The organism is Klebsiella grimontii (assembly GCF_042137965.1).
Taxonomy (GTDB): domain Bacteria; phylum Pseudomonadota; class Gammaproteobacteria; order Enterobacterales; family Enterobacteriaceae; genus Klebsiella; species Klebsiella grimontii.
On the sequence record NZ_CP169721.1, the window covers coordinates 3,567,341 to 3,579,414 of the forward strand.

Genomic DNA, 12,074 nt, shown 5'->3' on the forward strand with positions numbered 1-12,074 from the left:
TATTTTACACTGCCTTCAAAATCCCACTGCGGGCGGGCTTTGGCCACGGCGTTAGCGAAAACTCCACTGCACGCTCACCACAAAGACGGCGGGAAGAATAATTCCGCTTTCCACGCCGAAATAATCGGTAAAGTTGTACTGAAATCCATGGTAAATATAGGGAGAAAAGCCTATACCGGTCGCATCTTTAAAATCCTTGTAAGAACCATGGTCGCCGCAGTGCTCAAAGGCCGAGAAGAAAAACTCGCCAACGTAGCCATAAATCCCCTTAAATACCCAGCCGTTGCCCAGCGAGGCCCAGTCGCGGCGTACCCCGAGCGCGATGCAGCGATCGTCAAAGCTGTTTTTCATCGTTCCGGCCAGCAGGCTGTACGGAGAATCTTCGGAGAACTTGCGTTCAACGGAGGCAAACTGGTTGTCAAAACCTTCGGTGTACTGCCCGTGGTTATTCGACAGGTGGTATATCCAGGAGCCGGTATTAACCGAATAAAGGTTGATTTCATCCGCCCGTAGGGCCGTCGACGACATCAACAGCGCGGCGGCAGCCACCGCAGGCTTGATCATTTTTCTGCGCATCAACATCGTCCCCTGGTTCAGGCGTCGGCCCGGCTGGATAATAAGAGTATAGAAACCGCCGATTGGCTCTGCCGGAGAAATGCGCGATTTTCTGCAAAGAGATATTTTAATGAAATTCTGGCGGGTTAATTTTAGTAATACAGCGTATTTATTCCGGTCTTCATTGTCTGATGAACAAGAATAAAATGGGGTATTTAATTAATTTTCAGGACAGGAGTTGATCGTTAATAATAAAATACCTGGCGTCTGACCAGGTATTTATGAGGTGGATTTAGCGCTGACAAATTTTTATCAACAGTTCCGCCATCCAGCGGTGGCTTCTCTCCTGGCCCGCCGTTTCATGCCACGAGAGATAGCAGGTGCGGCTGTCCATTTCTAAAGGCAGCGGCAGCAGCTGCAGCCCAAACTGCTCTTCAAACTCTTGCGCCAGCCACTCCGGCGCGATAGCCACCATATTGGTTTGCGACACAACGCTCAACACGCTGACCATCGCGTTACCATGAAAAGCGACGCACGCCTGCTGCTCTTCAGAACTGTACCAGGGGGAGCTGAAGGAGGCGTAGCGATCCAGCGCGACGGTAGCGTGCTGCTCGCGATAAATATCCTCCTCACTCAGCGGCGATGCGATACGCGGATGGTTGCGCCTGGCGACCAGTACCATTTTGTCGTTGAACAGCGGGATGCTGGTAAACTCCGGATGATTGAATTTGTTGTAGTCGAGAACAAATTCCACCTCCTGATAGCGCAGCTGATTTGTCACCTGCTGACTTAGCGAAGATTTAAAGGACAGACTGACCCTGGGAGCAATCTCGCTGATTTTGTTAAAAATAAGCGGCGTCAGGTAGTTATCCAGCGGGCTACAGACGCAAAGGGTGTAGAGACGTTCGCAGTCAAGCGGGTCGAAAAGCGTGTCCGGCAGCTCATTTTGCACCAGCGACAGCGCGCGTCGAACCGAGCTAAAGAGTTGAAAGGCGCGCTCTGTCGGTTTAATGCCGCGGCCGTTACGGACAAACAGTTCATCTTTAAACAGCACCTTCAGGCGAGAGACCGCGCTGCTGACCGCAGGCTGAGACATACCCAGCGTTTGCGCCGCTTTGGTTAGGCTTTGTTCCTGCATGACGGTATCAAAAATAGTCAGCAGGTTGAGGTCGACTTTGCGCAATACCGGCTGCAGGACTTTCGGTTCAGAGGTTGGTTTAGATGTTGTATTTTCACTCATGTAGGGAACTCCACCAGCACATTAATCAGCGATTCTGCTGCGTAACACTGAGACCTTTCGCCAAAGGAAAAAAATAGGCAGATAAATCACCATCGGCCCCAGCAGCCATGTGTTATCGGTTTCCAGCAGCACGCTCAAATGTATGAAACTTATTATCAAAATGGTAAACAGCAGAAGAATATGAAACGTATTATGTTTTCTGGAGAAAACGGCATAGCGGTAAAGCATTCATTTTTCCTTCGTTCACTCCTTGAACAGCGGAGAATACCATATAAAAAGTGATGAAATTTCTGAAAAATACGCGACTTAATCCTAATAAGTAAATTCTCATTAAAATTTTTCGCCTGGGCTTAGCTAAATCGCGAATCAGGCAGAACGCCGATATTCCTTTGCCGCTACAGGGAGTCTAAAACCGGGTAATAACTTTCCATGACGCATAGGGGCTAAAGAATAGAAATTATTTCACAGAAAATAGTCACGTATATGCAGCAATAGCCGGAAGGAGGCGAAGGCGGTGGGCGAAATAAAATTGTGCGGAAGCGGGAAGCGCTCTGTTAACGCGCTAAGTCGATATTGGGCCGCCATCGAGGCCTCGAACCCCGTTCCCTACAACGTATGTCGTTCGCTCTTCCAGATGAGCTAATGGCGGTCAGGCGCTAATCAGTAAAGTTCAGCAGTGGCGTGCCGATACCAATTAGCGACGCGAATACTAGCCAGTCGGTTGGACGGAGTAAATAATATAAATGTACGAAATATCTGAATCGTCCCTCTCAGCGCCGGCCGATACGGGTCAAGGTTGAGGATGCAGACAAAACCTTACACGCCAGCCCCTTGTACATTGATAAGGATTGTTTATGATCCTCGGGTTCTGAAATGTCCTGGTACCCTATGCGCAACCGTCGGCTCCCTGGTAAATGGTTTTTGATACTGACCTGCTTCGTCATGGCATTCTGCCTTGTTCAGCGGGCGGCCTATCTGCACCATTTTTTGGCGGACGCCAGCGCCCAGGCGCAGGAGAGCGTTCTCAGCGCACAGGCCCAGCAGCCCTCTTCAGAGGAGGCTGAGCAAGGGCCTTCGCCCTGCCAGCTGAGCGCCAAATCCTTGCTCTGCACGCAGCCGCTTTTCTTCGATGGCGCATTGCCGGCCGTTCTTTTATTCCTTACCCTGCTTCAGCTGCTCGCCGCGGGCCGTCCGGTGGTTTTGCGGGACGATCCCGTTCGTCCGCCCACGCTGCGAATACATCTCAAAAACTGCGTTTTCCGTGAGTGAAAAAATCGTTCTTAGACGATTAGTTTTTTAATTCACGGAGAAAAAAATGCTGAATATCTTCAGGGGCTTCGTCTTCCTGTTACTGACCTGCGCGGGCGTTGCCCGCGGGGCGGACACAGGATGGCTGACATCCCCGCAACACGACCACGCCCGGATCCGCTTCCAGGCGGAAAAAGGCAAAGATCGGATCGACGGACTGCTCTCTATTGAGCTGGCTTCCGGCTGGAAAACCTACTGGCGCTCACCGGGTGAAGGCGGCGTCGCCCCGCAAATAATCTGGAACAACGGCGAACGGGCGCGGTGGTACTGGCCTGCCCCGTCAAGATTCAAGATTTCCGGCCTGACGACCCAGGGCTACCACGACCGGGTGGCGATCCCGATGACGATCGCCGCCGCCCCCGGCGACGTGCTGGAAGGCACGCTTACGCTGTCGACCTGCAGCAACGTCTGTCTGCTGACCGACTACCGGCTGCATCTCGATTTCAATCAGCCCGCGGACGGCGAGTTCCGGAACGCCTTTGCCCGGGCCATGCGCGCTGTCCCGGCGGATAACGGGGTGACGAACGATCTCGCCGCGCATCTGGTCGGTAGCCAGTTGGTCATCACCGCGACCACGACCGGCGAATGGAAAAATCCCGGGGTCTATTTTGACCCTATGGACGGGGGGATTGTGGCCGGCGATCCGGAGATTCGCGCCGAGGGCGACCGCCTCAAGGTGACGGTGCCGGTCACCGATGAATGGGGAGAAATACCCGCCACGCTGGCGGGAAAAGCGCTGTCGTTGGTGCTGACAAATGGCGAAAAAGCGCAGCAGATAAACCTTACGACTGGCGCCGATCTCGCGCCAACGGCGACGGTTAGTCTCGGGAAAATAGTGCTTTTCGCGCTGCTCGGCGGCGTCATCCTCAACCTGATGCCCTGCGTGTTGCCGGTGATGGGCATGAAGCTCAGCGCGGTGCTGCAGGCCGGGGCCAATCGGGGCATGGTCCGGCTGCGCTTTCTGGCCACCAGCGCGGGCATCCTGACCTCGTTTGCCCTGCTGGCGCTGATGGTGACGATACTCAAGCTCACCGGCGCCTCGCTGGGCTGGGGGATCCAGTTCCAGAATCCCTGGTTTATCGGCGTAATGGTTGCCGTCACCTTTCTTTTCGCGCTGAATCTGTTCGGGATAGTCGAGATGCTGCTTCCCTCGGCAGCCGTTAGCCGGATGGCGACCGCCGGCGGCGCCGGGATAGCGGGGAGTTTCTGCGAGGGCGTTTTTGCCACTCTGCTGGCAACGCCCTGCTCGGCCCCCTTCCTGGGCACGGCGGTCGCTTTCGCGCTTGCCGCTCCGCTTCATGAACTGTGGCTGGTTTTCATGGTGCTCGGGCTGGGGATGGCTGCGCCGTGGCTGTTCGTCGCCCTGTTCCCGCAAACCGCCGCCCTGCTCCCCCGCCCCGGCCGCTGGATGAACAGCCTGAAAATGGCGCTTGGCGTCATGATGCTGGCCTCCAGCTTCTGGCTGGCGACGCTGCTCGGCATTCACCTCGGCGAGACCTCCAGCGGCGCGATCACGCTGGCTCTCACCGTCGCAGCCCTGATCGCCCTGTTAGTCGCCCATCAGCGAACGACTCCCGCCTTCTGGCTGGTGGTTATCGCCCTGGCGGCGTATGGCGGTTTTCAGGTTCGCGGTCTGCTGACGCAGGGTTCCACCGTCTCATTGCCGCAGGCTAACGCTCAGCAAATTCGCTGGCAGCCCCTTAGCGAGGAGGCCATCCGCAGCGCGCGGGCTGAGGGCAAACGAGTGTTTGTCGATATCTCCGCCGACTGGTGCGTAACGTGCAAAGTGAATGAACACCGGGTGTTAAATCAGCCCGCCATCATCCGCGCGCTGGCTCAGCCCGATGTCGTGGCGCTGCGCGGCGACTGGAGCAAGCCTTCTGAGCCGATCGCCCGTTTCCTGCAGAGCCGCAATCGCTACGCCATACCCTTCAACCAGGTCTACGGTCCGGGCCAGCCGCAGGGAGAAATACTGCCGCCGCTGCTCGATCAACAAACCGTCCTCAAGGCCCTCAATCATGCCAAAGGTTAAATTAACGATGAAAAAAACGCTGCTCACCCTCGCTCTCCTCCCGGCATCTTTGACGGCTGCGGCGTCTTCGCCCCTTACGCCAGCGCAGGAGGCCCGCGTACAGGAACTGGTTCAGGAGACGCTCATCGGCCATCCTGAAATTTTGATCGCCGCGGCCGAAAAACTCGATCGGCAGAATGCCCAGGCCGGACGGGAATCGCTAAAGCAGGTACTGTCGCAGGACGGCGAGTTTATCTTTCACGACCCCAACTCACCGCGAATCGGCGCGCAAAATCCGAAGCTGACGCTGGTCGTCTTTACCGATCATAACTGCCCGTATTGTAAAAAGTTTGACCCCTATCTGGAGAAGATTGTGGAAAAATACCCGGACGTTGCGGTGATCTTTAAGTTTCTGCCCTGGCGCTCCGAAAGCTCAATGACCGCGGCCAGGGATGCGCTCACCCTGTGGCGCACGCATCCTGAACAGTTTGTTAAATTTAACCCTATCCTGATGGCGAAAAAGGGGTATCACGACAGTGCCAGCATTGAGCAGGCGAAAAAGAAGGCGGGGGTCATGGCGGCTCAGCCGGATGCGCAAAGCCTGGAGACGATTAAGCGCAGCTTTGCTATCGCCGAAAAGCTTGGCATTCAGGGAACGCCGGCCACGCTTATCGGCGATGAGATGCTCTCAGGCTGGATCCCCTGGGAGCAATTTGATGCCACAATCGGCGACGCGCTGAAAAAACAGTAACCCACGTCAGGGGGAGCGATCCCCCTGCATTGCGAGGCGATATGATGAAATACTTTTTACTGCTGGCGGCCTGGATGATGCCGGGCCTGGCGCTTGCCGAGGGGGCTATCCCCCAGATAGTTAAAAATTTTGGTGAACAGCAAGGAATCAAAATTATTAAGGAGATAGATTCCCCCGGCGGCGTGAAAGGCTGGGTCGGTCAGTATCAGGATATGGGAGTGACCCTGTTTTTGACGCCGGACGGGAAGCACGTTATTTCCGGGTATCTTTACGATGATAAAGGGCAAAACCTCAGCGAGGGGTACTTCAAAGAAGCGATCTATACCCCGTTAGGCCGCGAAATGTGGAAGAAGCTGAACGATGCCCGGCCGCTCAAGGAAGGCGCTGATTCCGCTGCCAGAAAAGTGATTGTCTTCGCCGATCCGTTCTGCCCCTACTGCAAGTCGTTCTGGTCAGCGGCGCAGCCGTGGGTAAAAGCCGGTAAGGTCCAGCTGAATACCCTGCTGGTTGCCTTTCTCAACCCGAAAAGCGGCCAATACGCCACGGCAATCCTGAATGCCAAAGATCCGGTAGCCGCCTGGCAAGAGTATGAACTCTCCGGCGGCAAAAAACTCCCGCGCTTTGACGGCGTGACGCCGCGCGAAACCTTTAATCTTCTTCAGCATAACCAAAAGCTGATGGATGATTTGGGCGCCAGCGCGACGCCGGCTATCTATTACATGAATGAACAGAACGAGCTCCAGCAGGTGATCGGCATGCCCGATAAGAAGCAGTTGGTGGAGATGTTCGGGCCTGAGCCCTGATGCAGAGCGGGCGTCCCGCGGGGCGCCTTGCTAACCCAGGACTGACTGCGTATTTTTACTCTTACGCTGCCCGTCCGGGCATTCAACGCTTGAATGAATGAGGAATAATGGAACGCTTATTTGTCTACGGCACGCTGCGTCCGGGCCACTCGAATGCCCATATTATGGACAACATTGGCGGAGAGTGGCTGCCCGGCTATGTGAAGGGGCTGTTTTATGAACGCGGCTGGGGAGCGGCGGCGGATTTTCCGGGGATCGTGCTCGACAACAACGGGCCTCGGGTCGACGGCTATCTGTTCCTGTCCGCGAATCTTAGCGCCCACTGGCCGATGCTGGATGCGTTTGAAGAGGGCTACGATCGCGTTGCCGTGGACGTTACCACGGAAGACGGTCAGCGCGTGACCGCCTGGATCTATCAGCTACAGCCGAAGGTCGCAGCGTAAAACCCTTTCGCCCCGCGCGTGCGGGGCGTCGCTCAGCGCGGGTTTAAGCGTCGCGCCAGCCCATTGCCGGCGCAACGTGCTTCAGTATGGACTCAATCACGTGGGCGTTATACTCCACGCCCAGCTGGTTCGGCACCGTCAGCAACAGCGTATCCGCTTCGGCAATCGCCTCGTCCTGCTTCAGCTGTTCGACCAGCTTGTCCGGCTCCGCGGCGTAGCTGCGGCCAAAAATGGCGCGAGTCTTCTCGTCGAGGAAACCTATCGAATCGCTCTCGTCACGGCCTGAACCGAAATACATCCGGTCACGATCGTTCATCAGCGCGAAAATGCTGCGGCTGACCGAAACCCGCGGCGTGCGCGTATGGCCCGCTTCTGCCCAGGCCTCGCGGTAGGCGCGGATCTGTTTCGCCTGCTGAATATGGAACGGTTCGCCGGTTTCATCGTCTTTCAGCGTCGAACTTTGCAGATTCATCCCCAGCTTTGCCGCCCACCTTGCCGTCGCATTCGAACCGGCGCCCCACCAGATTCGCTCGCGCAGCCCTGCAGAATAAGGCTCAAGCCGCAGCAGGCCCGGCGGATTGGGGAACATGGGCTGCGGGTTAGGTTTCGCAAACCCCTCTCCGCGCAGCGCGTCCAGCAACACTTCGGTATGGCGGCGCGCCATGTCGGACTCGTTTTCGCCTTCTCCGGGAACATAGCCAAAATAGCGCCAGCCGTCGATCACCTGCTCCGGCGAGCCGCGGCTGATACCCAGCTGTAAACGGCCGCCGGAAATTAAATCCGCCGCGCCCGCATCCTCGGCCATATACAGCGGGTTTTCGTAGCGCATATCGATAACGCCGGTGCCGATTTCAATACGTTTGGTTTTCGCCCCGACCGCAGCCAGCAGGGGAAACGGCGAACTGAGCTGGCGGGCGAAATGGTGCACCCTGAAATAGGCGCCATCCGCGCCCAGTTCTTCGGCGGCAACGGCCAGATCGATGGATTGCAGCAGCGCGTCAGCGGCCGAGCGCGTCCCGGACTGCGGCGACGGCGTCCAGTGACCAAATGACAAAAAGCCAATCTTTTTCATGACGTGGGTATCCTGGTTGGCGGGGAGGTCGTCGGCAGGTGGCGCATAATGAAACGTGTCTGCCGCGTTATGCCTCTACTCTACGCATAACCAGGTGAGAATAAATATCGTTTGTTTAACCGAATGCTTCAAATAAATTGATTGAGTCTGCGCGGCGCCACAGACCGCGGCCCGGGCGATAAACACGGACTCACAGGCCGAATATCGCCTCAATTTCAATTTTGAGATCCGCAGAAAACAGGCGGCTGACTTCAACGAGCGAGCTGGCGGGTAAGCAATCGCCGTAGTTCCGGTAAAGCACTTTGCGCAGCTCGTCGAGCTCATCAAAAGAAGTGATAAAGATCGTGACTTTGATAAGAGACGAAAAATCGATGCCTTCGGCCTGGGCAACGGTTCGTATCTGGGTAAAAATCTCCTCCGCCTGGGCGGCAATTCCGTCATGCTGCGCTCGGGTACCGAACGCGGTGAGCCCAGAAATATAAAGCGTGTTTCCGTGCTTAACCGAATGAACGTAGGGAGCCTTGACCTCGCCCAGTTCAGGGTAATTTTTTCGTACTATCTGACTCATACCGATATCCTTATTTTACAAGAAACTGACTTGCCTCACTCGTTCGGCGGTCTTGTCGTCATTCATTAGCCAGTCGCTAAACAGCGGCTGGCTAATGGCCCGCGCTTTTCATGGCATCCTGCCTGCCCGGATTGCACGGCTCTTTTGTATCCGGAAGATAAAATTTTCCGGACGAGTCAGGCTGCGTTCCGCCGGGGCAACCATCGCGCCCAGACGCGGTCGCGCTGCCATCAGAGCCATTGCCCCCATCCGAGTTATCCCCATTCCCGCCGTCGCCGCCATTACCGCCGTTAGCGGCATAGGCTGAGCATGCGCACAGCATGAAGAAACACACCAAAAAGCGTCTGACCATCACCATCCCCTGTCATCGGATTTAAACACAGACTAAAAACAGGTGAATTGTACTCGCTTCCAGAATCCGTTGAACGCATTTCTGCCGCATCGCCGGATAAGAAAAACCGTACGCGACGCGACGATCGTTGTGCTCAGGGACAGGACATGGAATAAGGCAGGAATAATCCAGGGGCAGGCCGTCGCGATATCGCCAGCACGGCTTTCGCTATCGCGGCCGTAACGCTATAAATCGTTATTTATCGCACAGGGTGACGTGGGTGGCAGCAGGGCCCTTGTCATCTCTATGGAGTATGGCATATTCAACTTTCTGGCCTTCAAACAGGGTATTAAAATTATCACCACGAAGCGCCGAGCAATGGACCGAGATATCTTTACTGCCATCGAGAGGTGAAATGAAACCAAATCCCTTTGACTCATTATACCACTTGACCAGACCTTTAATTCTTGAGGACATACTGACTCCAGTTGCACATCAGGTAATTGACAGAAAACGTGTCGGATTAAACGTATGGACTCAAAAGAAAGGGGGTATCAGCGATAGCGCCTGGTAATGAGAACGGGCCGGTAAAATTTTTAAGCTCATGCGTTTTTTCGGATTAATAATTTCATTAATGCATAAATACCATTAATAAGCAAATGAAATTTTAGCCGTCCAGATGCCCCGCTGGGGATAAAATAATGAGAAATGGCCTTAAATTTATTGCGCTGCGACTCATGATATAGCTTCACCGCCGCGTGAGCCTGTTCGGAAAAATAAAAGAACATCCCTCCAGATTTATCCACGTCACCATAGCCAAAACCTTGGCTAACCCAATGAAATAATGGATTTTATTATCATTAAACCATCAACAAGGCGCTGGCGAATCACTCCCCCCTCTTTCCGTATTACTCTCCGTCCCGGCAATATCAATTGAAATAAGTCTTGCTATCCGCGGTGAAGTATGTGACTAATGATTGGTCGGTTAAGTACACAGACATAATAAAGCGGTTTAGTAAAGCAGTCCTCATCTCAAGTGTTATCCGTTGATAATTCTTCCTTTTGAGTCTCCTTATCGTTATTAATTAGATTCTGTGCGAAACCTTTTTTCGCCGTAAGGCTCAGATATGTTGAGGTATTATCAATGTCTAATAAAATGACTGGTTTAGTAAAATGGTTTAATGAGTCGAAAGGCTTTGGTTTCATCACCCCGGACAACGGTAGCAAAGATGTGTTTGTACATTTTTCTGCTATCCAGAGCGGCGGTTTTAAGACCCTGAACGAAGGCCAGAAAGTCGAATTCACCATTGAAGATGGCCAGAAAGGCCCTTCTGCCGGTAACGTCTTCGCCATCTAAGCTGCGCTTTATTCGCTGGCGGTAGATTTCAGCTTCGCTACCGATGATGGACTCGCGCCAGTTAAAAAACCCTGACATCACGTCGGGGTTTTTTCGTTATATCGCGAGCCGCCAGGTAATAAAAAACAAGGCTGGCCTCAGAGTATTCCGTGCTGAATCAAAAAGCCCCACCACGGAATGCCGACAACCATATGCAGCAGAAACGTTAATAAAGCGATTATGGTCCCGGTTAACCACCAGGATTTAATATCGTTATAACCGGCGGCAAAGATAATCGGCCCGGCGGCACCGCCATAGTGCGTGATACAGCCCCCGTAAGAGTTAGAAAACAGGATCGCAAGCGCCAGCAGCGCAGGCGCCGTACCGGTAACCAGTCCGACGGTAGCGAAGACGGGAACCATAGCCGCGACGTATGCACCGCCGGAGGCGAATAAATAGCGCACGATGATGCTTAAAAAAACAATAATCACAATGGTCGTGTTACCGGCGCCGAGGAAATCCAGATGCGCGGACATAAAGGCGGCAAGCCATTTAAAAAATCCCTCTTTGCTTAAGGTCGCACTCAGTCCAATAATGCCGCCGTACCAGATTAACGTATTCCAGCCGCCCTTATTTTGCAGCACATCATTCCAGCAAATAACATTCGCGAGCAAAGCGCCAGCCATGGCAATCACCGCAACGGAGGATTCATTCAGCCCCAGATAATGAGAAAATATCCAGCCTGAGAGCGCGGAGATAAAGACCACGATCAGCCCTTTCTCTTTCGAACTGATGGGTCCCAGGTCATTCAGGCCCGCAGTGGCTATTTTTACATTGTCTATTTTTTTTAATTGCGGGCGCACTATTTTGTAGGTGATATAAGGAATGACGGCTAACATCAATAGCCCAAGCGGTACCCCCGCCAGAGCCCATCCTACCCAGCTTATGCGGATATGAAAAATATCGGAAATTAACTGTAACGCTAAAGCATTTCCGGCAAACGCGGTCAAAAACATATAGCTGGTGGTTTTAGTCACCATATAGATATTCACCATCAGATAACGTCCGGCCTGACGCGGACTCTCTTTTGGCGTTGAACCTAACACCAGGGCAATGCTATTGATAATCGGGAATACGACGCCGCCGGCGCGTGCGGTGTTAGAAGGCGTCGCCGGTGACAGCATTAAATCCAACAGCGCCGTGACGTACCCTAGCCGTAGAGTTGTCCCACCAAATTTTAAAATAAACCAGTACGCCAGACGTTTCCCCAACCCGGTAGTGACAAAAGCGGCGCTCAAAGTAAACGCGCTAAATACCAACCATGTCGTTCCCGAGGAAAAACCGCTCAGTACATCCATTGACTTGACGGGGGAGTCATCAAATCTTGCCACCGTTAAGCATGACAAGCCTACCGCCGACATCATAATCACGGGCTCAGGATAAGGCTTACTCACCAGCCCTATAATGGACGCCAGGTAGATGCCGGCCAGTATCCAGGCTTCTTTCGTTAATCCCTCGGGGGGTGGAATGATGATTGCTAATATAATAATAAAAATAAGCACCGCTATTTTTATTAGCTTTGACTTCAACATGCTGCACCTCGGCTACAATCCGTGTCGTTAAAAGCAGAAGCCTCTTTCTTCTGAAGCTTCTGCT

At 53.9% G+C, this 12,074-nt stretch carries 12 protein-coding genes; 6 read left to right on the top strand and 6 right to left on the bottom strand.

What is annotated here, in order from left to right; translation table 11 throughout:
• Positions 1-51: 51 nt before the first annotated feature.
• Both ACE3MN_RS16875 and leuO read right to left on the bottom strand, forming a co-directional pair.
• On the bottom strand, positions 52-564 hold the full coding sequence (locus ACE3MN_RS16875) for a hypothetical protein (protein ID WP_098066853.1): 513 nt from the start codon (positions 562-564) through the stop codon (positions 52-54).
• A 283-nt stretch (positions 565-847) separates the two neighbouring features.
• Positions 848-1,795: a transcriptional regulator LeuO gene (leuO, locus tag ACE3MN_RS16880; protein ID WP_024359609.1), complete on the bottom strand. Its 948-nt coding sequence runs from the start codon at positions 1,793-1,795 to the stop codon at positions 848-850.
• An 888-nt stretch (positions 1,796-2,683) separates the two neighbouring features.
• Between leuO and ACE3MN_RS16885 the strand changes: the two genes are divergently transcribed.
• The 5 genes from ACE3MN_RS16885 (at position 2,684) to ACE3MN_RS16905 (ending at position 7,111) form a co-directional block, all read left to right on the top strand.
• On the top strand, positions 2,684-3,064 hold the full coding sequence (locus ACE3MN_RS16885; RefSeq protein ID WP_004871458.1) for a hypothetical protein: 381 nt from the start codon (positions 2,684-2,686) through the stop codon (positions 3,062-3,064).
• A 46-nt stretch (positions 3,065-3,110) separates the two neighbouring features.
• On the top strand, positions 3,111-5,135 hold the full coding sequence (locus ACE3MN_RS16890; protein WP_102650298.1) for a protein-disulfide reductase DsbD family protein: 2,025 nt from the start codon (positions 3,111-3,113) through the stop codon (positions 5,133-5,135).
• Positions 5,136-5,142: 7 nt separating this feature from the next.
• The gene (locus tag ACE3MN_RS16895) at positions 5,143-5,865 is read left to right on the top strand and encodes a DsbA family protein (RefSeq protein ID WP_102650297.1); all 723 of its coding nucleotides are present in this window, start codon (positions 5,143-5,145) and stop codon (positions 5,863-5,865) included.
• Between the two features lie 44 nt (positions 5,866-5,909).
• Positions 5,910-6,668, top strand: coding sequence for a thiol:disulfide interchange protein DsbG (dsbG, locus tag ACE3MN_RS16900; protein ID WP_024359612.1), 759 nt, complete (start codon positions 5,910-5,912; stop codon positions 6,666-6,668).
• A gap of 107 nt (positions 6,669-6,775) precedes the next feature.
• Positions 6,776-7,111 (top strand): gamma-glutamylcyclotransferase family protein, encoded by a 336-nt coding sequence (locus ACE3MN_RS16905; protein WP_102650296.1) that lies wholly within the window; start codon positions 6,776-6,778, stop codon positions 7,109-7,111.
• 43 nt (positions 7,112-7,154) lie between these two features.
• On the opposite strand, the gene ACE3MN_RS16910 is transcribed toward ACE3MN_RS16905, so the two are convergent.
• The 3 genes from ACE3MN_RS16910 to ACE3MN_RS16920 all read right to left on the bottom strand — a co-directional run bounded on the left by ACE3MN_RS16910 (position 7,155) and on the right by ACE3MN_RS16920 (position 9,559).
• Positions 7,155-8,183 (bottom strand): LLM class flavin-dependent oxidoreductase, encoded by a 1,029-nt coding sequence (locus tag ACE3MN_RS16910; RefSeq protein ID WP_049130209.1) that lies wholly within the window; start codon positions 8,181-8,183, stop codon positions 7,155-7,157.
• Positions 8,184-8,373: 190 nt separating this feature from the next.
• Positions 8,374-8,751, bottom strand: a complete 378-nt coding sequence (locus ACE3MN_RS16915; RefSeq protein ID WP_024359614.1) for a RidA family protein — start codon at positions 8,749-8,751, stop codon at positions 8,374-8,376.
• A gap of 586 nt (positions 8,752-9,337) precedes the next feature.
• Entirely contained in the window at positions 9,338-9,559 is a 222-nt protein-coding gene (locus tag ACE3MN_RS16920) for a cold shock domain-containing protein (RefSeq protein WP_004871463.1), read from the bottom strand.
• Positions 9,560-10,226: 667 nt separating this feature from the next.
• Here ACE3MN_RS16920 and cspA point away from each other — a divergent pair.
• Complete coding sequence (cspA, locus tag ACE3MN_RS16925) at positions 10,227-10,439, top strand: RNA chaperone/antiterminator CspA (protein WP_043953526.1); 213 nt, start codon at positions 10,227-10,229, stop codon at positions 10,437-10,439.
• Positions 10,440-10,576: 137 nt separating this feature from the next.
• Here cspA and ACE3MN_RS16930 read toward each other — a convergent pair whose 3' ends face one another.
• Positions 10,577-12,010 (bottom strand): anion permease, encoded by a 1,434-nt coding sequence (locus tag ACE3MN_RS16930; RefSeq protein ID WP_024359617.1) that lies wholly within the window; start codon positions 12,008-12,010, stop codon positions 10,577-10,579.
• Positions 12,011-12,074 lie beyond the last annotated feature (64 nt).